General features: G+C 31.2%; 22 protein-coding genes. 7 read left to right on the top strand and 15 right to left on the bottom strand.

The genetic code is table 11. The annotated features are described in order from the left end of the window. Positions 1–36: 36 nt before the first annotated feature. The 3 genes from AB3G33_RS14095 to AB3G33_RS14085 all read right to left on the bottom strand — a co-directional run bounded on the left by AB3G33_RS14095 (position 37) and on the right by AB3G33_RS14085 (position 3,540). Positions 37–1,695, bottom strand: a complete 1,659-nt coding sequence (locus tag AB3G33_RS14095) for a M56 family metallopeptidase (protein ID WP_367770672.1) — start codon at positions 1,693–1,695, stop codon at positions 37–39. Between the two features lie 4 nt (positions 1,696–1,699). After that, the gene (locus tag AB3G33_RS14090) at positions 1,700–2,059 is read right to left on the bottom strand and encodes a BlaI/MecI/CopY family transcriptional regulator (RefSeq protein WP_367770669.1); all 360 of its coding nucleotides are present in this window, start codon (positions 2,057–2,059) and stop codon (positions 1,700–1,702) included. A 260-nt stretch (positions 2,060–2,319) separates the two neighbouring features. Next, positions 2,320–3,540: an MDR family MFS transporter gene (locus tag AB3G33_RS14085; RefSeq protein WP_367770667.1), complete on the bottom strand. Its 1,221-nt coding sequence runs from the start codon at positions 3,538–3,540 to the stop codon at positions 2,320–2,322. Between the two features lie 97 nt (positions 3,541–3,637). Here AB3G33_RS14085 and AB3G33_RS14080 point away from each other — a divergent pair, with 97 nt between their 5' ends. From AB3G33_RS14080 to AB3G33_RS14055, 6 genes are all read left to right on the top strand, one after another. Then, entirely contained in the window at positions 3,638–4,240 is a 603-nt protein-coding gene (locus AB3G33_RS14080) for a DUF1684 domain-containing protein (protein WP_367770664.1), read from the top strand. Continuing rightward, positions 4,240–4,896, top strand: a complete 657-nt coding sequence (locus tag AB3G33_RS14075; RefSeq protein ID WP_367770660.1) for a TatD family hydrolase — start codon at positions 4,240–4,242, stop codon at positions 4,894–4,896. The genes AB3G33_RS14080 and AB3G33_RS14075 overlap by 1 nt, the downstream gene beginning before the upstream one ends. 64 nt (positions 4,897–4,960) lie before the next feature. Continuing rightward, entirely contained in the window at positions 4,961–5,674 is a 714-nt protein-coding gene (locus tag AB3G33_RS14070; protein ID WP_367753735.1) for a ThiF family adenylyltransferase, read from the top strand. Between the two features lie 44 nt (positions 5,675–5,718). Continuing rightward, positions 5,719–6,390, top strand: coding sequence for an HAD family hydrolase (locus tag AB3G33_RS14065; RefSeq protein ID WP_367770657.1), 672 nt, complete (start codon positions 5,719–5,721; stop codon positions 6,388–6,390). A 55-nt stretch (positions 6,391–6,445) separates the two neighbouring features. Next, positions 6,446–7,288 (top strand): DUF2911 domain-containing protein, encoded by an 843-nt coding sequence (locus tag AB3G33_RS14060; RefSeq protein ID WP_367770654.1) that lies wholly within the window; start codon positions 6,446–6,448, stop codon positions 7,286–7,288. A 90-nt stretch (positions 7,289–7,378) separates the two neighbouring features. Then, on the top strand, positions 7,379–8,740 hold the full coding sequence (locus AB3G33_RS14055; RefSeq protein WP_367770651.1) for a TlpA family protein disulfide reductase: 1,362 nt from the start codon (positions 7,379–7,381) through the stop codon (positions 8,738–8,740). 6 nt (positions 8,741–8,746) lie between these two features. On the opposite strand, the gene AB3G33_RS14050 is transcribed toward AB3G33_RS14055, so the two are convergent. The 12 genes from AB3G33_RS14050 to AB3G33_RS13995 form a co-directional block, all read right to left on the bottom strand. Beyond that, complete coding sequence (locus AB3G33_RS14050; protein ID WP_367770649.1) at positions 8,747–10,462, bottom strand: sodium:solute symporter; 1,716 nt, start codon at positions 10,460–10,462, stop codon at positions 8,747–8,749. Between the two features lie 115 nt (positions 10,463–10,577). Further along, on the bottom strand, positions 10,578–13,109 hold the full coding sequence (locus AB3G33_RS14045) for a PIG-L family deacetylase (protein ID WP_367770647.1): 2,532 nt from the start codon (positions 13,107–13,109) through the stop codon (positions 10,578–10,580). Between the two features lie 144 nt (positions 13,110–13,253). Then, positions 13,254–13,805 (bottom strand): hypothetical protein, encoded by a 552-nt coding sequence (locus tag AB3G33_RS14040; protein WP_367753723.1) that lies wholly within the window; start codon positions 13,803–13,805, stop codon positions 13,254–13,256. A 167-nt stretch (positions 13,806–13,972) separates the two neighbouring features. Then, on the bottom strand, positions 13,973–14,458 hold the full coding sequence (locus tag AB3G33_RS14035; protein ID WP_367770644.1) for a hypothetical protein: 486 nt from the start codon (positions 14,456–14,458) through the stop codon (positions 13,973–13,975). Between the two features lie 170 nt (positions 14,459–14,628). Beyond that, the gene (locus tag AB3G33_RS14030; protein ID WP_367753719.1) at positions 14,629–14,940 is read right to left on the bottom strand and encodes a hypothetical protein; all 312 of its coding nucleotides are present in this window, start codon (positions 14,938–14,940) and stop codon (positions 14,629–14,631) included. A gap of 168 nt (positions 14,941–15,108) precedes the next feature. After that, positions 15,109–16,929 carry a hypothetical protein gene (locus AB3G33_RS14025; protein ID WP_367770642.1) on the bottom strand — a complete coding sequence of 607 codons (1,821 nt, stop codon included), beginning with the start codon at positions 16,927–16,929 and terminating at the stop codon, positions 15,109–15,111. Between the two features lie 108 nt (positions 16,930–17,037). Further along, on the bottom strand, positions 17,038–18,213 hold the full coding sequence (locus tag AB3G33_RS14020; RefSeq protein ID WP_367770640.1) for an AI-2E family transporter: 1,176 nt from the start codon (positions 18,211–18,213) through the stop codon (positions 17,038–17,040). Between the two features lie 183 nt (positions 18,214–18,396). Then, the gene (locus AB3G33_RS14015) at positions 18,397–18,927 is read right to left on the bottom strand and encodes a mechanosensitive ion channel domain-containing protein (protein WP_367753714.1); all 531 of its coding nucleotides are present in this window, start codon (positions 18,925–18,927) and stop codon (positions 18,397–18,399) included. Positions 18,928–18,937: 10 nt separating this feature from the next. After that, the gene (locus AB3G33_RS14010) at positions 18,938–19,522 is read right to left on the bottom strand and encodes a Maf-like protein (protein WP_367770637.1); all 585 of its coding nucleotides are present in this window, start codon (positions 19,520–19,522) and stop codon (positions 18,938–18,940) included. Then, the gene (locus AB3G33_RS14005; RefSeq protein ID WP_367770634.1) at positions 19,509–20,441 is read right to left on the bottom strand and encodes a geranylgeranylglycerol-phosphate geranylgeranyltransferase; all 933 of its coding nucleotides are present in this window, start codon (positions 20,439–20,441) and stop codon (positions 19,509–19,511) included. Before AB3G33_RS14005 ends, AB3G33_RS14010 begins: the two co-directional genes overlap by 14 nt. Before the next feature lie 70 nt (positions 20,442–20,511). Continuing rightward, the gene (locus tag AB3G33_RS14000) at positions 20,512–21,039 is read right to left on the bottom strand and encodes a KdsC family phosphatase (RefSeq protein ID WP_367770631.1); all 528 of its coding nucleotides are present in this window, start codon (positions 21,037–21,039) and stop codon (positions 20,512–20,514) included. Then, positions 21,023–21,796 carry a Rossmann-like and DUF2520 domain-containing protein gene (locus tag AB3G33_RS13995; protein ID WP_367770628.1) on the bottom strand — a complete coding sequence of 258 codons (774 nt, stop codon included), beginning with the start codon at positions 21,794–21,796 and terminating at the stop codon, positions 21,023–21,025. The genes AB3G33_RS14000 and AB3G33_RS13995 overlap by 17 nt, the downstream gene beginning before the upstream one ends. Positions 21,797–21,991: 195 nt before the next feature. On the opposite strand from AB3G33_RS13995, the gene ccsA reads away from it, so the two are divergent. Further along, complete coding sequence (gene ccsA, locus AB3G33_RS13990; RefSeq protein ID WP_367770625.1) at positions 21,992–25,183, top strand: cytochrome c biogenesis protein CcsA; 3,192 nt, start codon at positions 21,992–21,994, stop codon at positions 25,181–25,183. Positions 25,184–25,399 lie beyond the last annotated feature (216 nt).

Below are 25,399 nucleotides of genomic sequence, written 5' to 3'. Positions count from 1 at the left end.
GTCTTGATATTGACCGTCTTCAATGATTTATAATTTCTATTTATTTTCATTTAGCTTGACTTCGTATTCTTCCATTTGCTTTTCGAACACTTTCATTTTTTTTTCAAAAATTTCCATTTGAGCATTAAAAGGTTCCATTTGTTTATCAAACTCTGCCATTTTTTTGTCAAATGCTTCCATTTCGGGTGCTATGGCTTCCATTTTTTTGTTGAACTCTTCCATTTTTATATCAAAGTCTTTCCAAGCTTTTTTATCTCCTGTGATTGGATCTCCTTTCGGAGCCTTTGGAGCCTTGGGAAAATTAGGGGCTTTTGGAGCTTTAAAATTAAAAGTAGGTGGAGTTGGAGGAGTTGGAGGAGTTGGAATGTCTTTATTGTCAGAATATTGAGTTCTTGTTTTAGTAATTATTCTAATTGTATTTTTGTTAGAATTCGTAGCATTAGATTTTCTTACATCCATTGTTTCAATATCTTTTGAATCCAATTCATCTAATTCCTTTTTACTCATTTTTTTTCCGTTTATAAAAATTTCGGTGTCATTTGGAATACCATTACTATTTTTAGTGATTATTTTAATGGTTGATTTTTCGTCATTTTTATTAACGTCCATAGTCTTAATTACACTGGGATCTAATGCGTCTAAGTCAGCTTGACTTGCTTCTTTACCATCAATATAGATAGTTTTTACTTTTTCATTATCGCCATCTTTTGTAGAGTGCACGGTGACAGTTCTCGTTTTTTTGATGGGGTCAGGGCTACTTTGGCTAAGTTCAGTTTTTAAGTCGTTATCTGGACTTTCTTTTACCGTAGTCATTGTTTCTTTTACTTTTTCCTGTGCAACTACTTCAATTTGAAATAGAAATACAAAGGCAACTAGAGCAGGAAGTATTGATAAGTACTTCCAAGAATTCCTTTTTTTTGATTGATTTTTGTTTAACATAACGATTCGTTTTTTGATTAATGATTGATAAAAATGATTGGTAATGGCAACACAATTTTCCTGTGTTGTTATTTTTAGAAGCGTGATTTGATAGGCTTTTTTGTCTGATATTTTTTTTAATGCTTCACTGTCAGCAATGAATTCAAGGTTTTGCAAAATCGCTTTTTTATACAACCAAATAAATGGATTGAACCAAAAAACAATACAAAACAATCTCGAAATCAGAACGTCAACAGTATGGTGTTGTTCACTATGAATTTTTTCATGCTCTAAAATATTTTCTAACTCGATAGGGCTGTATAATGCCGAATTGTAAACAATAGTATTAAAGTATGAAAATGGTGCTAGATTTTCTTTTATGTCAATAAGTTTAAAATCAGCCTGTTGTTGAGTCGATTTTCCTTTTAAGACCCTTTGTAAACTATAAAAATCATAGGCAAATTTGGCTAGCAATAAAAGTATCCCAAGACTGTAAGTTAAAATAGTTAGTATTGGTAAATAGTCTTCAAATGATTTTTCTTCTATATAATTCGATGCAGGAATATTGGACCAATTTGTATTTGTTACAACAGGCTCCACCCAAATTATTTTTGTAAAAATTACAAGAGGTAAAACCACGGACGTAATTAATCCACTTAATAAAAACCAACGATTACTGGTAAAAAAAGTTTCCTTTCGCAACATAAAATGGTAGCTTACAAAAAACAACGCAAGTAATCCACTGGATTTGATGAGATAAATAAATAGCGTTTCCATACCTTTATTTTTTATTTTCAATCATTTCCAGAATCTCTCGCAACTCCGCTGCCGAAATTTTTTCCTCCTTGGCAAAAAAGGAAACCATGTTTTTATAGGAACTATTAAAATAATTATCAATAGCGGTATTCATAAATTTTTTTCGGTACTCTTCAATAGTAACAATAGGAAAGTATTGATGAGTTTTTCCATAAGCATGATACGATACATATCCTTTCTCTTCTAGATTCCGTATAATAGTCGATAAAGTGTTATAATGTGGTGGATCAATTGTGATTTCTTCCATGACTTCTTTTACAAACGCTTTTTTTAGCTTCCATAAAATGTGCATGATCTCTTCTTCTTTGTTTGTCAGTTTTTGCATAGCTCAAGTTTTATTTGGGCGTTCCCCGCAAAAAAAGCGGGGGCAGGCTATTCGGCTTTATCTCTTCGTTTCACTACGAGGATATCGCCTACTATCCTTAACGCAATTCAAACTTACAACTATTTTTTTAGTTTTACAACTAAAATTGCAGTTATAAAACTATTTTTATAGTTATAAAAAAGTAAAATATTGGTAATCAGTTAATTTTCATCAATTTTAACGCGATATATTGAATAGGAGTTCTGTAGGAAAACTTAGATTCAGGCTAGTTTATTTTCTAATTTTAGCAGTTTTTGGATCCAAATACAACATAAAACTGCCGAAATACCAAAAGTTCCCATAACGAACCAATTTACTTGGTAACCAAATCGAGCAATAATTTCAAGTCCAACTTTAGAACTCACAATATGAGCTAAACTAAAGCTCATGGTATACAATGCCATATAACGCCCTTCATGTCCTTTAGGTGCCCTACTCATCGCAAAAGTATTCGAAAACGGAAAAGCAAATATTTCACCAATAGACATCATAATCATGGCAATTATAAGTATTCCTGCCCAAACATTGATGAGTAATAAATAAAAACTAGCTGCCATTATTGATGCTCCCCAAAGAATAATTTTGAGTTTCTGCACTTTTTTTCTTTCAAAATAACCCACAAAAGGCATTTCTAATGCAAAAATCAATAAACCATTTAAGGTCATCAATAAACCGGTTTGCAATTCACTCAAACCAAATTTTTCACTATGATATAAAGGTAAAGTGGTGAATAATTGAAAGAAAATCATTGCCGTGACAAAGCTAACAAATAGAAAAATCCAGAAAATGGTATCCTTAAATACGGAAGCGGCCTCCAGTATGGTGGCATGTGGGTCATGGTGTGAGGATTTTTTCTTTTCTTTTACCAAAAGAGCAAAAATCAAAATCGCCACAATGCAGGAACTACCATCAACCCAAAACAAACCTTGATATCCAATTCCCATGATAATCAAACCACCCAAAGCGGGGCCAGCTGCAAAACCTAGATTTACAGCCAATCGAACTAATGTTAAAGAGCGTGTTCTATTTTCGGGTTTTGCATAAGCACCTAATGAAACAAACATCGCTGGTCGGAACATATCAGCCAAAGTCATAATGCTAAACATTCCAAAGCACAATCCCCAAAAACTGGTAATATATTGGAGCGCAAAAAAGAAAACACCACTACTAAATAAACTAAAAACCATTACTTTATAAAAGCCAATTTTGTCAGATAGTTTTCCTCCGAGCCAAGAACCCAACATGGAACCCAGACCAAATGCGACCATAATCCAACCTACTTCACCATACGAAAACTGTAAGTCTTCCTTTAAATATTTAGATAAAAAGGGCAATACCATCGTTCCCGCTCTATTGATAAACGTGATGAGTGTAAGAATCCAAATTTCTCTTGAAAATCCCTTGAAATTATTGATGTAACGTTGAAAAGCGGTTATTAGCATTATTAAATAGTAAATTTTTACAAAGGTAGAAAACTTTGTAACTTAGAGTCTTTGTCCCTTTGTAACTTTTAAACTATTTTTGCTGAAACAAAAAAAAATGAAAAAGTTTTTATCCTTAGTAATACTGCTTCAGTTAAATTTTGGTTTTGCCCAAGAAAAATATGATAGTAGTGACGCTGAAAAATTTCAAAAGGAAATCAATAGTGAATATGCTGATGCAAAAACGAGTCCTTTGATGGCTGAAGATTTAGCTGTTTTTAAAACTTTAGACTTTTATCCTATTGATAAAAAATACGCTGTTATCGCTCAATTTATTAGAACTGATAATGAGAAACCTTTCGAGATGAAAACGTCAACAGATAGGAAACCAGTTTATGTAAAATATGGTGAAGCACATTTTACCATCGACGGTAAAAAGATGAAACTTAATATTTACAAGAATATTGAGTTATCAAAACAAAAAAAATACAAAGACTATTTGTTTTTACCATTTTCAGATTTAACTTGTGGAAATGAGAGTTATATAGGAGGGAAGTACATTGATTTAAAAACACCAAAAGGCAATACAATCGCAATTGATTTTAATACATCATACAATCCATATTGTGCCTATAGTCATAAATATTCTTGTCCAAAAGTGCCTTTGGAAAACGACCTGAATATAGAGATAAAAGCAGGAGTCAAAAAATTTCACGACTAATGGATTTTTTTAATTTACATATTCATAATTCGACTAATAATCCAAATGTGTTGGAGTTGGTCAATCAATATCCTTGGGAATTTGATGCCAATATTCCATTTTATTCCATAGGAATTCATCCTTGGTTTATTAACGAACAGCGTCTTGAATCCGATTTAGAAATTATTGAAAGTAAATTACAAGAGCCCAATTGCCTTGCTATTGGCGAATGTGGACTTGATAAACGAATTGAAATTCCAATGAAATTGCAACAAACGGTTTTCGAAAAACAATTGCTTTTAGCTCAAGAATACAAGAAACCAGTTGTACTTCATTGTGTAGCTGCTTTTCAAGAAGTAATAGAGACCAAAAAACGCTTGCATATTTCGGTTCCCATGATTATTCATGGTTTTTCCAAAAATGCAAAAGTGGCCAAGATATTAATCGATAATGGGTTTTATATTTCTTTTGGGAAATATTTATTGCGAAATCCTGAATTAGAAACTGTTTTTAGTTCTACACCTAGCGATCGTTTTTTTTTAGAAACAGATACAGTAGTAGAAACAATTGATGAAGTATATGCGTTGGCGGCAAAATATAAAAGATGCACGGCAGCCGAATTGCAACAAACAATAAAAAATAATGTTCAAGTTGTTTTTAAAACAGACTTGATTTAAGATAACTAATATTCAAAAGGTGAAGTTTTTTGAACTTTAAACCTTAAACTTTAAACAAAAAACAATGGCAGAGTGGACAGAACGAGCGGAACTTTTATTTAAAAAAGAAGGATTAAATAAATTACAAAATGCTAACATTTTGGTCGTGGGACTGGGTGGTGTTGGGTCTTTTGCGGCTGAGTTTTTAGCAAGAGCAGGAGTAGGAAAGATGACTATTGTGGATGGAGATGTTGTAGACATTACAAATATAAACAGGCAATTACCGGCACTACATTCTACTGTAGGGCTACCGAAAATCACTATTGTAGGCGATCGATTGATGGATATTAATCCGGAACTACAATTGACACGTGTACAGGAATTCCTTTCACCAGAGCGCGCATTTGAAATTGTTTCTGATGAGTTTGATTACGTTTTGGATTGTATTGATAGCGTAACACCAAAACTAAATTTAATAATTGGCGCCAAGCGAAAAAGAGTTAAAATTATTTCTAGTATGGGTGCCGGTGGAAAAATGGAAGCGGCAAAAGTGAAGGTAGCTGATATTAATAATACAGAAAATTGTTTTTTGGCTAAAACCATTCGAAGACGATTAAAAGAACATAAAATAGACAAGCTAAAAGTCGTTTTCTCTTCAGAAATTCAAGATGAAGAAAGTTTAAAAATGACAGATGGTTCTAATTATAAAAAATCATTTTATGGAACAAACAGTTATATGCCAGGATTATTTGGGTTATATGCTGCAGAAACTGTGATTCGTTATTTGCTTAAAAAATAATATGCTGTTTTAAGAAATTAGAACTAAAAAAATAAACTTATAAAATGATACAAACTGTAATTTTTGACATGGATGGTGTAATTGTAGACACAGAACCGGTACACCGTTATGCTTATTTTCAGCAATTTGGAGAATTGCAAATTGATGTCACCGAAGAAATGTTTACCTCATTTACAGGAAATTCGACTAGAAATACATTTCAAAAAGTAAAAGATATTTTTCAGCTTGAAAATGATGTTGAAGATATGATTCAGAGAAAACGCACTATTTTTAATGACGCTTTTGATAAAAAGGAAGATTTAGAATTATTAGTAGGTGTAGAAAACTTAATTAAAGATTTTCATCAAAAGGGGATGCAATTAATTTTAGCCTCTTCGGCTTCAAAAGTAACAATAGAACGCGTTTTTAACCGATTCAAATTGCATGATTATTTTACGCATATTGTAAGTGGGGAAGATTTCCCAAAATCCAAACCGCATCCTGCTATTTTTGAGCATGCTGCTTCATTATCTGTAGCTCCTAAAGATAATTGTATTGTGATAGAGGACAGCACAAATGGAATAAAAGCAGCAAAAGCTGCTGGAATATTTTGTGTTGCTTACAATAGTTTTCACTCCAAAGATCAAGATCTATCAGAAGCTGATGTGATCATCAATCATTTTTCAGATATTAACTTTGAGACTGTTTCACAATATAAAAATGGAATTAAGGAATAATTAACATTTACAAATGCCTGAATTTGTAAATTTGAAAAAACATAATTTATTAAATATGAAAAAAATACTGATTGCTTTAGCTATTATCATTACTCAATTTACAATTGAGGCACAAGTACAAACTCCACAACAAAGCCCTAAAGCTACGATAAACCAAATGGTTGGATTGACAAATGTTGAGATTGTATATTCAAGACCTTCGGCTCGTGGTAGAGCTGTTTTTGGTAATTTAGTTCCTTTTGGTAAATTATGGAGAACAGGTGCTAATGAAAACACAACAGTATCTTTTAGTGATGATGTTGTAATTGACGGAAAAACGTTGAAAAAGGGAAAATACGCATTATATACAGTTCCAAGTAGCCAAAACTGGGATGTGATTTTTTATTCAACTACAGATAACTGGGGAACTCCACAAGAATTTAATGAAGCAAATGTAGCATTAAGAACAACTGTAAAAGAAGAATCTATGCCAAAAGCAGCGGAGACTTTCACTATTGGACTTAGCGGTTTAGATACTAATTATGGGTATTTAGAAATGTATTGGGAAAATTCTTATGCTGCTTTAAAATTTGAAGTGCCTACACAAAAAATCGCTACTGCAAGTATAGAAAAAGCTTTAGCAGGGCCTAACGCAGGTGATTATTTTACATCAGCTCAATACCTTTTTCAATCGAACGGTGACATTGTAAAGTCTAGAACTTATATGGATAAAGCGTTAGAACTAAGCACTGAAAAACCATTCTTCTATTTGCGTCTAAAATCATTGATTCAAGCGAAACAAGGTGATAAAAAAGGAGCAATTGAAACGGCAAAATTATCTTTAGTTGCAGCTGAAAAAGCGGGGAATCAAGATTACGTTAAAATGAATAAAGACAGTATTTCTGATTGGAGTAAGTAATTAAATTATTCTGCTTTAAGCATGAACATATTTGTTTTTGAAATCAGTAATTAAGTCACATAATTTGACTTAAAATATAAAGTCTAGGTAATGTATTCTACGTTAAAATCTTTCTTCATTGTTATAAGTCTTTGTTGTATTAATCCAGTTTTTTCGCAAGTAGTTAAGAAAGCTATTGTCAATACAGACTCAAACGGGTATGTTGTAACAATTGATACAGAGAATCTTGTAAATGAAAAAATACTGTTATGCTATACTTATGGTATTAAAAAACAAGATATTATTCTAGATAGCATTACTGTCAAGTCCCCGAAACAGAAAGTTGTTTTTACAAAAAAAAATAAAATTATTGGAGTTATTTATAAATTAATGCTTCAATCTAAGCCTACAGAATATGTAGAGCTGTCAATAGATAACGGTGATAGAATAGGATTAGAATTGAATGAGAAAGCGATAGCAAATGTAAAATGTTTGTATTCTAATAGTACTATCGACTTTCTGGACTACCAGAAAAAAATCAATTCTAAGACCCTTACAGTAGATCAAAAAATAGCATTAGGTAAATCAATAATTGCTAAGTATCCCAATTCATCTCTAAGTTTGTATTTAAAAATTGAAAATAAAATTGCTGAGAAAAAACCAGATGATTTAGCTTCAAAATACAAATACCGAGATTCATTTTTCAGTTTTATAAATAAAAATGATAAGCAATTGATATTGATGCCTAATGTCTATACGTTACTATACACGTACATTAGAGTGCTACCTCTAAATAATGAAAACTATTCAAAGGATTTAGATATTTTGTTTGATGGTATGAATTGTAAAACAGGTGCTTACGGCATTTTTTCTAAATGGATTATGTCTAATTTATATTATTTTGATGACGAAAATTTAGAACAAACGTTAGAATATTTTTCTAAAAAATATATAGACGGAGTAACCTGTGATGTGTTAACGGATCAGGAAAAAAGTGGTTTAAAAGCATTAATTAGCACCAATAAAGTCTTACCTAGGTTATCTAAAATTCCTGATTTCAGTATGGAAGATCAAAATGGTCAAAAATTCAATCTGTCTAATATATATGCACAAAATGAGCTTACGTATTTGGTTTTCTTTAGCCCTACATGTCATCATTGTATGGAAACTGTACCTTTAGTTAAAAACTATTTTGATCAATTTAAAGCTTATTTTAAAGACAGAAAGATTCAAGTTGTATCGGTATTAAATGACAGTGATGAAAGTCAGTGGATTAAATTTATCACTGACAATAAATTGACAGACTGGATTAACTTAAAAAACACTGACGATGAAAAACAATATTTAGTAGATTTTAATGCCTATTCAAATCCAAATTTCTTTTTATTAGATAAAGATGGAAAAATACTTTTAAAATCATTTAACCCTAATGCTTTGGTGAATATATTCAATTCTCATTTTGTAAAGAAATAACTGAATTTACTTTTTAGAATTTCTACAAACAGTCCATTGCAGTAATGATGACAGAATTATAGTCAACATAGCTCCAATAAAGTTAAGCCATAAATATCCTAATTTGGCCTCGCCACTTGGATACACATGAATGGCAAAATAATAAATTATAAAAATTGTCATTTGACTTACTAAAGCGCTATAAAATATTGCTTTGGCTTGTACATGTTTAATATAGAAACCTACAAGGAATATCCCTAATACTGTACCATAGAATATGGAGCCTATTATGTTTACCAACTGTATTAAATTTTCAAATAAGGTCCCTATGCAAGCAAAAAGAATAGCGATGATACCCCATAATAAAGTGAAGAACTTAGTGGCATTTAGATAATGCTTTTCTGATTTTTCTTCTTTTAGGTTACGCTTGTATATATCTATAGCTGTTGTGGATGCTAATGCATTTAATCCCGATGCGGTAGAAGACATAGCTGCTGATATAATAACTGCTAGTAATAACCCGATAAGCCCTTTTGGTAAATAATTTAGAATGAAATGAAAGAATACATAATCTTTATCATTCGTTTCACTATGGCTATCCGCTTTTAAAATTATCTCTTTAGCTCTTTCTCTTAAATCTTTTTCCTTCGAGGATAAGGCTATTAATTCCTTTCTAAGAATTGGATTGTCATAATCTTGGTTGAGTTGGTCAATATATAATAGATTGATTACTTTTTTATCTTCTGATAGTGCATCCAATTGTTTTTCTAAACCATGATATTCTTCTTTGTATTGTGATTTTTCAATCGTTATTTTATTATTAGGATTGAAGTTTAAAGGAACTGGATTGAATTGAAAAAAGACAAAAACCATTACTCCAGTTAACAAAATAAAGAACTGCATTGGAACTTTTAAAAGGCCATTCATAATCAATCCCATCTGACTTTCTCGGACTGATTTTCCTGATAAATAACGTCCTACCTGTGATTGATCTGTTCCAAAATATGCTAATGCCAAGAAAAATCCTCCCGTTATTCCACTCCAAAAAGTATATTTTTCCTCGGGATCAGTAGAGAAATTTACAATATTCATTTTATCATTTGCACCAGCAATATGCAAGGCATTACTAAAAGTCATTTCGTTTGGTAAAAAATGCAATATGAGAAAAAAGGTAATGAACATCCCTGACATAATCACAAACATTTGTTGTTTCTGGGTTACATTTACCGCTTTAGTTCCTCCCGAAAATGTATATATAATTACTAGAACACCAATAACAATGTTCATATAAGTAAGATTCCAGCCTAATATTGCTGACAAGATGATAGCAGGTGCATAAATGGTAAGTCCTGTTCCTAATCCTCTTTGAAATAAGAAAAGGATTGCAGCTAATGAACGGGTTTTTAAATCAAATCTTTTTTCTAAATATTCATAAGCAGTATAGACTTTGTACTTATGATATATTGGAATAAAAGTGAGGCAAATAACGATCATAGCAATAGGTAATCCAAAGTAAAACTGAATAAATCCCATACCGTCATGATAAGCCTGTCCTGGAGTTGACAAAAAGGTTATAGCACTAGCTTGTGTAGCCATAACCGAAAGCCCTACAGTATACCATGGGGTCTCGTTACCACCTAGAATAAAGTCTTCAACATTTTTACTTCCTTTGGTTTTCCAAGCTCCGTAAATTACTATAAATAATAGGGTTACAATAAGTACAATCCAATCGAATAGTTGCATATTTTAAGAGTATAATTTCATTATTAGATAAAAGATCAAAATATAAATGGCATTTGCTATAAGCACCCATGTATAATTTTTTTTCCAATTTTTTGTTTTTTTTGCCTCCATAGTATTAGGGTTTTATTTTCTGATCAGGAATTGTTGTTGGATTTTTTAATGAAATCATATTGGACAATAATCGATAAGCTCCTGAGACTCCTGCGGGTAATTCTCTAAATAAACTCAAACCTGTATAAATGTAATATCCTTTTCCATAAGGAGCTACTAGTAATGCACCATTTTTTGGTGTTTCTCCTTTGTCATTTGAAGATAAGATAGGAGTGAAGGCTTTATCGTATTCACTTGGGTAATATAAACCTTGCTCTTGCGTCCATCCTTCGAAGTCAGTAGCGCTAATTTTGTTTGGATAATTTAAAATGGGGTGATTAGGTGCTAGAAATTTTACTGTAGCATCTTCTTCAGTAACACGATCACGAGACATGGTTAAAGGATAAGGAGCTATTTCTAGACCGGGATTTAAATCAGGTGTGTTGTATTGTACCAGCATTGTTTTTCCTCCTTTTACAAAATCAAAAAGAATTTTTTGTTTGTTTGTTAATACTTGTACGGTATTATAGGCACGGATTCCAGTAATAATAACGTCAAAAGGGGCTAGTTTTTCAGGGGAAATTTCATCTGGATTCAATAGGGTAACGATATATCCCATTTGAGTTAAACTCTCAGGAACTTCATCACCAGCGCCCATAATGTATCCAATTTTTTGATTATTAATTTTTAAATCTAATTTAATAAATTTTGATTCTGCTGGCGCTAATACTTGCTGCTTCGTGATATGACTGTAGTCAATTATTACTTGGTCCGTATTATAAATTTTATTGTCAATTACCGCTATACTTTTTGCAATAACTTCAGATGGTTCTTTGGGAGGAGTTACTTCAAAGTAAACAATTTTTTCGTTTCCTTTTTTGTCTAAATTAAATGGAATTGATGTTGGAGAAACAATCCATTTTTCAGGTAAATCAAGTTGCAAATCTCCTTTAATATTGTCTTTTCCAGATTTAATTTTTACAGCTATTGCTTTATGACTTCCTGTATTAAAAAGCGACACTTTATCAAGGATACTTGTTGTAACTGCAGGAACAATGTCTAGATAATTATACATTTCTCCTTTTACATTATCATTGTATTTGTAAACAACAGTGCGATCAAAAGGAATTTCGACTCCATTAATCTTCATATTGAAAATTACTTTTACCTCTCGAATAATATCTGGGATTCCAATATTTTTTTGATCATTTACCGTATACATCCCTACAGTTCCTTTCTCTTTAAGCCAATACGGCTGAGTGTAATCAATTGTTGAAGGTAATTGTAAATTGAGATTTATGTTTTCTAAAATGTTGTTTTTTAAATCTTTGTTTTGAACAATCGTTTTTTGCTCTGGTAAAGTTTCAACACTTACTAATTGTATTGATACTGTACTTCTATTTATAGCCTCCAGTTTTAAACCAACAATACTTCCAGGAGTTGCTTCTTGCTCTGTCGCAACTGCTTCTAGATATAAGCCAGCACAAGCTGTAATAATTTTTTTCAGTTCTTCTGATTTTACCGGTTTCCAATGGTCTTCATCTAATGATTGGATCATTTGATAGACTTTGACCAAGTTGGGAATACTAGCCGAAGGATTTGTAAAATCATATTTAGACGTAATTTCCGCTATTAAATCCCCGATAGGTTTTCCGCCTTTAATGCGATTCCAACTCGTGTCTATTCCTTCAAATATATTAGATTTATCTTTTAAGGATTCACCATTAATCAATTCAAGATATTCAGAATCCTCTCCACGACTTCCAGTACTTCCAAAACCTTGTGACTGATGTCTACTTCTACTTAAAGCTGCAATTTCCTGATTTGACTTCCCTAAATCTGGATAGTAAACACCAGTTTGTATTGTTGTTAAATTGGTTTTGTCTGCCCCATCAAATTTTTCTTTACTTCCATAAAACCACCAAGAAGTATTAAAAAACTGGCGTTTGGGTTGCCATGGTTTTACTAATTTTAATTGATCTGCAAATATGCTAGGATTATTAGTTAGGCTAAAGCTTTCAGTACTTAAAATTGCCGAAGAGGTATGATGACCATGAGTTGTACCTGGTGAGCGATGGTCAAAACGATTGATGATAACATCGGGTTGGAATTTTCTAATTGCCCAAACTACATCGGAAAGTACTTTTTCTTTATCCCAAATTTGTAATGTTTCATCAGGATTTTTTGAAAAACCAAAATCATTGGCTCTTGAGAAAAATTGTTCACCACCATCAATTTTTCTAGCTTCTATCAATTCTTGAGTACGTATTACACCTAATAGTTCTCTTAATTGCGGGCCTATTAAATTTTGACCTCCATCACCACGTGTTAAGGAAAGATACCCTGTTCTGGCCTTGGTTTCATTTGATAAATAAGAAATTAATCGGGTATTTTCATCATCAGGATGTGCTGCAATGTAGAGAACAGATCCTAGGAAATTGAGTTTTTCAATTTGATTATAGATTTCAGCGGAAGTTACTTTTTGAGGTTTTTGTGCTAAAAGTATTTGAAAGGAAATTAGAATTAGTAAGGTTAAAATATATTTATTTTTAATCATTTTTCGGAAATTAATTTACAATTACCTCAAATGTAGTAATTATATATTTTTCATTTAATTGTTTTTTAATTTTCTTAACCAAAAAGGATATGGCAAAAAAAAGAGCATCATTTACGATGCTCTTTTTTAATTTAAATAAAAGGATTAATTTCTTCTATTATTATGTTTATTGTTTCCTTCTCCATGACCTTTTCCACGACTGTTTCCATGTCCTTCATCATGTCTTTCATTTCTATAATTATTTGATTTTCTATGGTTATCAGCATATCTACGATTTTGTGTGTATCTATGGTTATCTGATCTTCTATCATTATTTCTATATCCAATAGATCTTTGATTTTCACCTCTATATCCTTTGTGGTATCTTACTCGATCATGATTGAAATTTGAGTAAGGTCTGTTACCATGGTAGTCATTTAGTACTACTTTATATCCTCTGTTTAAATCGTAATTACGATATTGTCTTGGTAAATATCTCGATCTAACCCATCTACCACTTCCAAAATAAATAAACTGAGAAGCACGTATATCATAATACGCTTGAACATCAGGTAAATAATAATAATCAACATTTGCATATCCTGAAGGTCCCCATGATGGAGCTGTACCTATATTTAAACTTACTGAAACTTGAGCTTGTGTAGCACTTGATATGAGTAGAATTATTCCAACGGCAATTAGTTTTAATGATTTCATCTTTTCTATATTTTTAAATTAATTTTTTTAAATTTTTATTCATTTAGTATATACTTTAAGATAGAATCCAACAACTGTGCCAGAATGATTTTATTAACGTTTAATTGGGTATATGCCAAAAAAAAAGAAACGCATTATACGTTTCTTTTTAACAATGTAATTATAAATTAATGTTTGCTTTTTCCGTGACCTTTATTTCCATTTCCTCCTTTATGATTCCCATTATCCTTATGGTTATCATTATCTCTATGACTGTCATTATGGTTGTCATTCCTGTTGCCAATTGATCTTTGAGGTTGTCCTTTATACCCTTTGTAATATTTTACTTTGTGTTGTTTGTAATAGGTATAAGGTGTTCTTCCGTGATAATCATTTAATACTACTTTATATCCATTGTATAAATCATAGTTTCTATATTGTCTCGGAAGATATCTTGATCTTACCCATTGACCACTTCCAAAATAAATAAATTGAGAAGCTCGAATATCATAATAAGCTTGGACATCTGGTAAGTAATAATAATCAACTTGATCATAACCAGAAGGTCCCCAGGAAGGAGGTGTACCAATATTTACGTTTACTGAAACCTGTGCTTGTGTAGCACTTGTTACCAATAGAACTATTCCAATTGCAATTAATTTTATAGTTTTCATTTTTTCTATTTTTTATTTTAATTTTTAAAGTATTGAATTTTCAATACATAATACTAAAAACAACTATGATGCCAAAACACTTATATTAACAGTTATTTAAGTCGAATATTTACATAAAAAAAGAAGTGTTATAAACACTTCTTTTTTTTATGTAGTTGTTAATTATGTACTTATAGTAATAAAATTAATAAAAGTATAATAATAATAATTGCTCCTACGGAAAGGTACAATCCATTTCCAGATGATCTTAAGTTTTCTTTTATTTCACGAACTTCTTTTCTAAGTTCTTTTTTTTCTGAAGATTTTAAAGATGATTTGTCCATCTCTTTTATTTCTTCTAAGCGGTTTAGCATTGTTTGAACTTCTGCAGGAATTTCTTTTGGTTCTGAAGTTGGTACATTTTTTTCAGCAGCAAACATAGAACTTGGACAGGCAGTTAATGATAATACCATTATCATTAAATAAAAACTTAGTTTTTTCATAGTTATTTGGTTTTAATTTTGTTTTTTTAACTGATATAAAGATAATAATAATCTTATAATTAGATTTGTATAATTAACAACAAAAATTATAATATTCACACATATTTAAAATTAAAATAAATTTTAATTTATTGAATATTAAACATATGAAAGCTAAATAGAAGTTGATTATTTAAACAAGACTGTTCTAGGTTTAGCTAACTCGAAGGTTTGAAAACCAAAATCTGTGGTCTGAAAAGCATTAGTTCTAAAAACATTGTCCCCTTCAAAAGGAATTGTTGGGTAGTACGAAAGTGAAAATTGAAAGGAACTAAAAACTAAATAGTCATTACTTATTATAACGCCAATTCCAATTTTAGAATAGGCCTTGCTTTTTTGTACGCTACTTTGACTATTTCCAATAACGGCAATGGTATAATTAAAATAAGGATTCATGCGAAACCCACCAATATCTTTTGGAGCATAGGATTGTGTTTGTAGTGTCAAGACCATTTTATTTGTTCCATACACCGCACTATTAAATCCTTGGATCCCATAATTTTCATTAATTGAAAGTTGATCCCCAATCGAGTTTTTCCGATTTAATCCAATAAGTACTTGCGGTTTTATAAACTGTCTAAATTTCCACTTTCCCAGCTCTATTAAGTGGGTGAAATAATTGGCTTGAAAGGAAAAGGCTGACTGCTCTGTTTTAGACTGATTAAAAAAAGTACCAACTTCTAAATTGGTACTCAAAAATCCCCATTTATGATAATTACCAAACGAAATTTGGGCGCCTAGATAAGGCCTCCAACTTTTATTTTTGTATTGATAACCTGCAGTTATTCCGTAAATTCTTCCAATGGGAACATCTTCAATGATTCCATTTTTAAAGATGTACTTGTCTTCAATAAATTTTCGGGTATTGATACCTATTCCCATTAGTAATGATTTTTCATTCGAATAAAAATCGATTGGGTCATAATCAATTGAAGGACTTTCAATATAATTCTTATTCATAAAACCCCCTGCTAAAATCAGATTTGTTGTTCTTTCATTTACTGAGTTTGCTTTAAATATATTAAATGCTTTTCCTAACCAAAAATCATGAGAGCTGTATTTGAAATTTTGTTCTACATAAATCAAGTCTCTTCCTTGTAAGGTATCTTTTCTAAATTGTTGTTCTAAAAAAATACCTCCAGCCCATTTAGTTAGTGGAGAATAAAATGGTCTTTCAATATCGATACTTTTAGTATAATTATTTTCAAGATCAGTTTGGTATTTTAATTTTGTTTTAATGAAAGTATTCTTAATATTAGGGATGGTATAAGCTAAGTTATTCGCATTTTTTCCATCACTAAAGCGATTTGTAAAACGATAGTCAAATTGTTGTCCAGTACCAAAAAAGTTATTTTCATTTAGTCCCACAGAAATACGGGAATTTGAAACTTCAAATTTTGGGATGGTACTCCATGAGTCCAATACCCGAATGTACACATCAACAGAGTCACTTGTTTTACTAATTAATTCTTCCGAAATGGTTACTCTGTTAACAAATCGTTGTGATCTAATGATACGTTCAGACTCTTGAATTATGAAAGAATTGTACTCACTGTTTTTTTTAAATAGCAGTAAATTTTTAATAGCCAATTCTTTCGTTTTAAGATGGAGTCTGTTTCCTGTTCTTTCTGACCAATTTCGGGGATAAGCAGTTGTATCAGAATCAGAATACCCAAAAGGATCCAGTGTCACTATTGTTATGTTCCGAATAATTTTCCCTTGCAGGTTTTTGTGTGTTTTTTGTTTTGGAATTTTAGCTTTTGCTGTAGCTCTTATAGGCTGAAAAATCAAACCATGCATAAATTTCGTAAACTTATTTTTTTTTGAATACGTTTGAATAGATTTGTACATGTCTGCACTGTCTTTCTCTACTTTGTTTATTTGTGAAAAGGATAATTGACAGCAAAAAAGCATCAAAAATAATAGCGCTATTTTTTGTTTAGGAGACATTTATAAATATTTTTAATTTACAAGAATTAAAAAGCGATATGTTGTCAAAATTGATGAGTTAGAATCTATGATTGCGACATTAATTTAAATCGAGTGGTCTAATTTTTGTTAAACCTGCTCTATATCATTTTCAAAAACCATATCATCAGTCAATTTATTTTCTCCTGAATTATTTGTTTTTTTAGAACTATAATTGGCGTCTTTTTTATTTTCCCAAATAATTTTTTTAGGTAAATTATCGCCCATTAAATAGCCCCAAGGTTCTAAAGTTTCTATCTGGTCAAAAACAATTTTTAAAACAGCTAATATTGGTATAGCCAAAAACATTCCTGAAATTCCTGCAATGGCACCACCTATAATTATCCCTATTATTGAAACGAAAGCATTAATTTGTACTTTGGTATTAATGATTAAAGGTACAAGAATATTATTGTCTATTATCTGAACAACTACATTTACTCCTACAACTCCCAATATTATTGATAAATCGGGCGTTCCAGTTAGTGATGCTAAAAATGTCAAAAAACCTGCAATTAAAATACCTATGTAAGGGATAAGGTTTAATATTCCGGTTATAATACCTAGTAATATATAATACTGTATCCCAATAAAATAAAGCCCAATGCTAGTTAAAATAGAAACTAAAATCATTTCTATAATTAAACCAGAGATGTAGTTTTGTACAGCTCCTTTTATTTGAGATAAAATGCTTTGTAATTTTTCATGAAATTCAGCTCTAAATAACTTAGTTAAAAACAAAACAAAATGTTTTCTATACAAAAGAATGAGGAAGGTATAAATAGGAATTAAAGTAATATTCATAAGAGTATCAGTAACTGATAGCAGAGTTGTACCAATACTTTCTTTTCCTTTTTTTACAGAGTTTTCAGTAACGTCTTCAATGTATTTCCTTTGTTCCCATAGACTTACCTGAAAATTGGTTCTTATAAAGCGTTGTATGTCAGTAATGAATAGGTTAATGTTTTTTCCGATTTTTTCAAAGTCACTGGCTATATCACTAATTTGGTAAGAGATAAACGCTAGAATTCCTAAAATAAACAAAACAAAAAGGAGTACGGTGATGCTCACTGCCAATGCATTAGGGAAACGTAATTTTAAATTTAAAAAAGAAACAATTGGTAATAGTAATACCGCAAATAAAAAGGCTAATAATACAGGAATGAAAACATCTTTTCCCATATAAAAAATATAGGTGATACTTATTATGCTTATTAAAGTAAAGCTAAGCCTGATGTAAAAAGGATATTTAATGGTGTTGTTCATGCTATGTTTGTTTTTAAAATAAACAATAAATTCTACTGAAATCACTTACTATTCAACAAGCAAATTTGATGTTTTAATACTAATTTTGAGTTATATGTTTTTTTATATTTTTTATATAATTACCACTTAAAAAAGAAACTTTTGGATAGAATATATTGAAAACAAATGTTAGATATCTAAATATTAGTCTACAAACTCGTTATCGTCAAAATGAATTTTCATTATTGATATTCCTTTTTGAAAAAGGAGGTTGTTGGGGTAGACAATTATTTCACCGTCTTTTGTAACTAATGCTACATGAAATGCACGAATATCCTCAATTTCAGCAATGATAGGGAAATCTTTATCATGTATTCGGATAACATCTCCAATTTTAAAAGGAAACGAAAAGAATAAAATAATTCCAGATGTGATGTTACTTAAAATGGACCATTGGGCAAACATGGCTACCCCTACAACAGTTGTAATAGAGGAAATTGCAATGATGATATCTTTGGTTTGTACTCCCCAGATAAGTATTAATGCTATTATTGCCAGTATATTAGTAAGCAAATTAAGATACTTAATGACCAGATTGGTTCGATGTACAATTCGATTTGTTTTTTCTGCAAAACGCCTAACTAATTTGGAAACAATAATCCGCAATAAAAAAAACACAAATAGGAGAATCCCAGTTGCGAATACTTCTTTTGTAAAATTATTAAAGAAAGTCATACGATACGTTTTATGCTAAGTTACTCAAATATTCGTACACTTTATCAACTGGTAATCCCATAACATTAGCATACGAACCTTCAATTTTTGATACACCAATGAACCCAATCCATTCCTGAATTCCATATGCACCTGCTTTATCATATGGCTTGTAATTATCTATGTAGTACAAAATAGCTTCGTCACTTAATTCGTTAAAAGTAACTTTTGTAGTTTCGGATATAACTTCAGTTTTTACATTAGTTTTAAAACAAACGGATGTAATTACATCATGCGTAGAATTTGATAATGATTTTAAGATGGCAAAAGCATCTTCTTTATCTTTTGGCTTGCCTAAGGCTTTGTTGTTATGCCAAACGATGGTGTCACTGGTAATCAATATTTCATTTTCGTTTAATTCTCCTTCAAATGCACTTGCTTTTAGTTTAGCTAGATAATCAGTGATTTGACCTGCTTTTAATTCTAAAGGGAATATCTCTTCGATTTCTTTTAATCGAATTTCAAAATCCAATTCTAAATCTTTAAAAAACTGTTGTCTTCTAGGTGATCCAGATGCTAAAATGAGCTTGTATTGATTTAATTTATTTTGAAGCATTATATTTTATATTTAAAGTAATAATTACAATTGATAAAATTCCGAAAAGAAGAATCCATTTTAAAAGGATACTGAGTTTATGAAAGTCTTTTTTGTTTTTTGATTCCCAACTTTTTATCGAAAAGTAAATGAGTGGTGCCAAGACAAATACAATCGAATAAAGGGCTGCAAATTGTAAATTATTAGCCATAAAATAATTCTTGATATATACAAGAAGTGAAATTATTGGAATAAAACTTAAAGCAAAAACTAGTTTTGATGTCCTTTTAACTCCTAAAACAATTGGTAGTGTTTTCATTCCCTGATTAGAATCTCCATTTATATCTTCTAAGTCTTTGATGATTTCCCTTAAAAAATTAATTAAGAAAGCAAATACAGCGTAATCAAGTAGTATGGAAAAAAGTACGGCCATTATTTGTTGGTTTTCAGAAGTAATGGCGGGGTATAAATCAAAAATTCCAATAATCACGACACTGAATGATAGCAATAACGCAACGACAAAATTACCAACTAGCAACATTTGCTTCAAGCTGGTTGCGTAAATATATAGTGTTGCGGCAATTAAAATAAAAATGGAGGCAAATCCTGGTTTAGATATTACATTGGATAAATAAAAACCTATCGCAACACCAGTTACGTTTAAAACAGCATAAATATTATATGCTGATGTTTCCGAAATGCTTCTCCCTACAATTAGATTATTTGGTTTATTTTCTAAGTCTGTATCTTGGTCAAAAATGTTATTAATCACGTATCCTGCAGCAGCTATCAATACCGTACTTAATACAAGTAAAAGGTATTGCCAGTCGTTTAATGCCAAAGGAATATTTTGCATTTTCAAAAAACCAAACCTAAAAACGAGTTGCATGAAAGCAAGCAGAAGTAAGTTTTGGTATCGAATAAGTTTTAGAAAATTCATGGTTGTTTTTTTTCTGTGCGAGTTCTCTTTTTCTAATTAATGATGACTGAAAATGGTAATCAAAACCGATTTAATCGTGTTTTCCGTCAAAATATTCCATCCATTTTCCTTGTACTTTCATCACTTGCTCAATAACATCACGGGCAGCACCTTTCCCTCCATTTTTATGCGAAATATAAGTTGAAATCCCTTTAATTTCTGGACTAGCATCTTGTGGACAGGTTGGTAATCCTACTAATTTCATAACGTGATAATCTGGAATATCATCGCCCATATACAGTACTTGCTCTGGGTTTATCGAATACAGTTCTGTATATTCTTTAAACGTTTCTACTTTATCGGGTGTTCCTAAATGAATGTCGGTAATACCTAAATTACGCAAGCGCACACGAACCCCTTCATTACTTCCTCCAGAAATAATACAAACGTTATACCCGCTTTCCACAGCTGCTTTCAAAGCGTAACCGTCACGAATATTCATAGTTCTTAGAATTTCACCTTCGGTGGTTACAAATACGGAACTGTCTGTAAGTACGCCGTCAACATCAAAAATAAACGTAGTGATGTCATTCATTAATTCTTTATAACTTTTTGCCATTATCTTGTATTGATTGTGTTAGTATTTTATAAATGTTGGATTGATTGTTATTTGTTAAAAATAATTGATGTGCTTCAATGGTTTGCTTGTCATTACGTATCGCAGGACCGGTTTGTGCTTCCTCTGGTGATAGGGTCATTATTTTTTGAGCGGTTTCTTGAATTAGTGGTTGTAAAATAGCAAAAGGAACTTGGTGTTCCTTGCAGATTTCATTTCCTAAATGGTATAAGTGATTGGTGAAATTATTGACAAAAACGGCCGCTACATGCAAGGCTTTTCTTTGTTCAGAGTTAATGGTATACACTTTTTCGGAAATGGATTTTGCTACTTTATCTAATAATTGATAATCCGTTGCATTTTCACTTTCTAAACAAATAGGGATGGTTTTAAAATCGACTTCCTTGTTTTTAGTAAACGTTTGTAGCGGATAAAAGACCCCTTTTCGATTGTTATTATTTAAATTATCCAATGAAACACTACCAGAAGTATGAACAACCAATCTGTTTTTGAACTGTAATTGTTCAGAAACCTTGGTTATAGCATCATCAGTAACGGCTATTATATATAAATCAGCTTCTTGCAGCTCAGCATAATCAGTAACAATTTTTTTGTAATCAAGTAAATGAGCAAGAGTTTCTTTTTTTCTTGAATATACTTGAACTAATTCAATCTCGTTCCCATTGTTTTGGGATTTTTGTAGCGCAGCTATCAAATGTTGCGAAACATTTCCAGAGCCAATAATAATAACTTTAACCATTTGACAAAATTAGCAATTTTTTTTAAAGTCTTTACAACTATTCTTACGTTGCATTTTTTATAAAATCCCTAAAAAAACAATCGATTAGTTGTTGTAAAAGGCTTAATTTTAGATTAAATTAACAATTGCTCAAATATAGAAGTCAACATTTTTAAGTACTTTTGTGGCACTTTTAAAAAACACAATTCCTTTAAAATGAATAAAAAAATATTCTCCATTTTATTTTCTACACGATTAATGGCCATTTTGTTCTTGACTTTTGCGATTGCAATGGGTACAGGAACTTTCATCGAAAGTAAATACAATACTGACACTGCTCGAATTTTAGTTTATAACACTTGGTGGTTTGAAGCGATAATGGTGTTTTTTATGATTAATTTCATTGGAAATATAAAGCGTTATCAGTTATTAAAGAAAGAAAAATGGGCTACATTATTACTTCATTTGGCTTTTATTTTTATTCTTTTGGGAGCTTTTGTAACTCGCTATATCAGTTATGAAGGAATGATGCCAATACGTGAAGGTGCTGCCGAAAATCAATTTTATTCTGATAAAACTTTTCTTACTGTCTTTGTTGATGGGGAATACAAAGGCGAAATGAAACGTAGAGTTTTTGAGAAAAAATTATTGCTTTCTCCAGTTACTAATAATGATTTTACAATTTCTGATAAATTTGCAGATACTCCTTTTGAAATAGAATACAAGAATTTTATTATGGGAGCCAAGGAATATGTAAAGGCAGATTCAAAAGGTATTTTATATTTAAAATTAGTTGAAGCAGGTGATGGTGGTCGTGAAGAACATTTCTTGAAAGAAGGAGAAGTTCAAAATATTCACAACGTCTTATTTGCTTTAAATAAACCTACTGAAGGAGCTATAAACATCAATACAACTGGAACTGCATATACAATCCAGACTCCTTTTGAAGGTAATTTTATGCGAATGGCTGATAAACTTCAGGGAGCTGTTACTAAAGATATTGTACAACCTTTAATGATGCGATCTCTTTATAGTATTGGAGAAAAACGTTTTGTATTTCCTGATCCAGCTGTAAAAGGGGTGATAGATTATGAATCGAGTAACGATTTTAAAGCTAAAAATCATGAAGATGCTTTAGTGTTGAAAGTAAAAGCCGAAGGTCAAGAAAAAGAAGTTACCATTGTAGGTTCAAAAGGAAAAGTAGGGCAGTTTCAAACCGTAAAAATTGGTGCGATAGATTATACTTTTTTCTATGGTAGTAAAGCATATGTTTTACCCTTTAAAATAAAATTGAATGATTTTATAGCTCAAAAATATCCTGGTACGGAGAAAAGCTATTCTTCATTTGAAAGTAAAGTTACGGTTCAAGATAGTACTGAAACTTTTGACGCCAGAATTTTTATGAATCATGTTTTGGATTACAAAGGGTATCGTTTCTTTCAGTCTTCATTTGATCCAGATGAGAAAGGGACTGTACTTTCAGTAAATCATGATTCTTGGGGAACAGGGATTACATATGCTGGGTATTTCATGTTGTTTTTTGCGATGATGGCTATAATGTTTACGAAGCATTCTCGATTTACTGATATAAAAAGAAAATTAGAAGTGGTAAAAGATAAAAAAGCAAAACTGCTGACTGTTTTAGTTTTATTGTTAAGTTTTAATGGTTTTGCGCAAGTTCATAATCACGATCATGATGCCAATGGAAATCATGCCGATCATGCTGAAAATGAGAGCCACATGCGAGTAGCTCCTACGGAAAAACAAATAGATTCCTTGATTAATAAATTCAAAGTATCTGAAGAACATGCTTCCAAGTTTGGACGATTGGTCATTCAAGATGCGGGTGGTAGAATGAAGCCTATTAATACTTTTTCATCTGAATTATTACGAAAAGTAAGTCATTCTAATGATTATAAAGGGATGAATTCTGATCAAGTTTTCTTATCTATATCTCAATATGCTCAATTATGGATTGAAGTGCCTTTGATTTATTTAAGAAGTGGAAACGATAGTATCCGAAAATTAATAGGTGTAGATGTTAAAGCTACAACAGCTCCTTTTATAGCCTTTTTTGATGCCAAAGGGAATTATAAGTTATCACCTTATTTGGATGCGGCTTACAAGGCGGCTAATCCAAATCAATTTGAAAAAGACTTTATTGAGACGGATAAGAAAGTAAATTTAATGGAATCAGCATTAAGTGGTAGTATTTTAAAAATATTCCCCATACCAAATGATCCTAATAATAAGTGGATTTCAACATTAGAGTTGGAACATGCTGGTTTAAAAGGCATGGATTCTACGTATACTAAAAGTGTTTTACCGTTGTATTTTGGCGCTTTAAATCATGCTTCTATATCAAATGATTATAAAAATGCGGATGATTTAGTGGAAAGTATTCATGGGTATCAAAAGAAATTTGGGATCAAAGTGTTACCAAGTGATGACAAAATTTCATTGGAGATACTGTACAACAAATACGATTTACTTCAAAAATTACCATTCGCTTATTTATATGCTGCCATATTAATGATGTTGTTTGTTATCCTTCAAATTTTCAAGGATAAAAAAGTATTGCGTTTTCTAGTAAATGCGATGCATATTGTTATAGCTACTTTGTTTGTACTGCATACGGTAACTCTAGTAGCACGCTGGTACATTTCAGGGCATGCGCCATGGAGTAATGCGTATGAAGCGATTGTTTACGTAGCTTGGGCAACGATGTTTTTTGGGCTAGCATTTGATATTAAATCGAAACTGACTGTGGCGTCTGCAGCATTCGTATCGGCAATGATTCTTGCAGCTGCTTATGCCAACTGGATTGATCCAGAAATAGCTAATTTACAGCCTGTACTTAATTCGTATTGGTTAATGATTCACGTAGCCGTTATTGTGGCTAGTTATGGACCATTTGCACTCGGAATGATATTAGGTTTTGTTTCCTTGTTATTGATCTTTTTCACCAATGAAAAGAACAAAGCTAAAATGGATTTGAATATTCAAGAGATCACCTATATCAATGAAATGGCATTAACTATTGGATTGATTATGTTAACTATTGGTAACTTCCTTGGGGGACAATGGGCCAATGAAAGTTGGGGACGTTACTGGGGATGGGATCCAAAAGAAACTTGGGCATTAATCAGTATAATGGTTTACGCCTTTGTGATTCACGCTCGATTTGTTCCTTCTTTAAGAGGGAAATGGATTTTTAACTTGATGAGCATGTTTGCTTTTGTGTCTATATTGTTCACCTATTATGGTGTGAATTTTCACCTAGTAGGATTACACTCTTACGCCAGTGGTGAAGCACATTCTCTAAGTTGGATTTGGTATTCTCTTGGAACAATTTCTTTTATAGGAGCTGTTACTTATCCAAAATATAAAAAGTATTACAAGAAATAATTTTTTGTTTAATTAAAAAAAGGTTCAACTGACAAAGTTGAACCTTTTTTTTGCGGTTGGTATTGCTATAGAATACATGCTTTATTGTTGAAATTTCAAGGTTTTAACGTTTTTTAATTAATTAAAAGTTTGTTTTTAGGTTTATATCAATAAAAATTATGTAATTCATCGGATTAATTGGTATTTAATCTATATTTGTTAAGAGTTTCTTAATTT

This window comes from Flavobacterium sp. WC2421, assembly GCF_040822115.1.
Taxonomy (GTDB): Bacteria; Bacteroidota; Bacteroidia; order Flavobacteriales; family Flavobacteriaceae; genus Flavobacterium.
The sequence above is the reverse complement of the archived record's forward strand: the minus strand, read 5'-3'. Positions and strand labels throughout refer to the sequence as shown.

Coding starts and splice junctions, on each gene's coding strand:
- AB3G33_RS14095 (WP_367770672.1), bottom strand. CDS start 1,695: ATGGAAACGCTATTTATTTATCTCATCAAATCCAGTGGATTACTTGCG.
- AB3G33_RS14090 (WP_367770669.1), bottom strand. CDS start 2,059: ATGCAAAAACTGACAAACAAAGAAGAAGAGATCATGCACATTTTATGG.
- AB3G33_RS14085 (WP_367770667.1), bottom strand. CDS start 3,540: ATGCTAATAACCGCTTTTCAACGTTACATCAATAATTTCAAGGGATTT.
- AB3G33_RS14080 (WP_367770664.1), top strand. CDS start 3,638: ATGAAAAAGTTTTTATCCTTAGTAATACTGCTTCAGTTAAATTTTGGT.
- AB3G33_RS14075 (WP_367770660.1), top strand. CDS start 4,240: ATGGATTTTTTTAATTTACATATTCATAATTCGACTAATAATCCAAAT.
- AB3G33_RS14070 (WP_367753735.1), top strand. CDS start 4,961: ATGGCAGAGTGGACAGAACGAGCGGAACTTTTATTTAAAAAAGAAGGA.
- AB3G33_RS14065 (WP_367770657.1), top strand. CDS start 5,719: ATGATACAAACTGTAATTTTTGACATGGATGGTGTAATTGTAGACACA.
- AB3G33_RS14060 (WP_367770654.1), top strand. CDS start 6,446: ATGAAAAAAATACTGATTGCTTTAGCTATTATCATTACTCAATTTACA.
- AB3G33_RS14055 (WP_367770651.1), top strand. CDS start 7,379: ATGTATTCTACGTTAAAATCTTTCTTCATTGTTATAAGTCTTTGTTGT.
- AB3G33_RS14050 (WP_367770649.1), bottom strand. CDS start 10,462: ATGCAACTATTCGATTGGATTGTACTTATTGTAACCCTATTATTTATA.
- AB3G33_RS14045 (WP_367770647.1), bottom strand. CDS start 13,109: ATGATTAAAAATAAATATATTTTAACCTTACTAATTCTAATTTCCTTT.
- AB3G33_RS14040 (WP_367753723.1), bottom strand. CDS start 13,805: ATGAAATCATTAAAACTAATTGCCGTTGGAATAATTCTACTCATATCA.
- AB3G33_RS14035 (WP_367770644.1), bottom strand. CDS start 14,458: ATGAAAACTATAAAATTAATTGCAATTGGAATAGTTCTATTGGTAACA.
- AB3G33_RS14030 (WP_367753719.1), bottom strand. CDS start 14,940: ATGAAAAAACTAAGTTTTTATTTAATGATAATGGTATTATCATTAACT.
- AB3G33_RS14025 (WP_367770642.1), bottom strand. CDS start 16,929: ATGTCTCCTAAACAAAAAATAGCGCTATTATTTTTGATGCTTTTTTGC.
- AB3G33_RS14020 (WP_367770640.1), bottom strand. CDS start 18,213: ATGAACAACACCATTAAATATCCTTTTTACATCAGGCTTAGCTTTACT.
- AB3G33_RS14015 (WP_367753714.1), bottom strand. CDS start 18,927: ATGACTTTCTTTAATAATTTTACAAAAGAAGTATTCGCAACTGGGATT.
- AB3G33_RS14010 (WP_367770637.1), bottom strand. CDS start 19,522: ATGCTTCAAAATAAATTAAATCAATACAAGCTCATTTTAGCATCTGGA.
- AB3G33_RS14005 (WP_367770634.1), bottom strand. CDS start 20,441: ATGAATTTTCTAAAACTTATTCGATACCAAAACTTACTTCTGCTTGCT.
- AB3G33_RS14000 (WP_367770631.1), bottom strand. CDS start 21,039: ATGGCAAAAAGTTATAAAGAATTAATGAATGACATCACTACGTTTATT.
- AB3G33_RS13995 (WP_367770628.1), bottom strand. CDS start 21,796: ATGGTTAAAGTTATTATTATTGGCTCTGGAAATGTTTCGCAACATTTG.
- ccsA (WP_367770625.1), top strand. CDS start 21,992: ATGAATAAAAAAATATTCTCCATTTTATTTTCTACACGATTAATGGCC.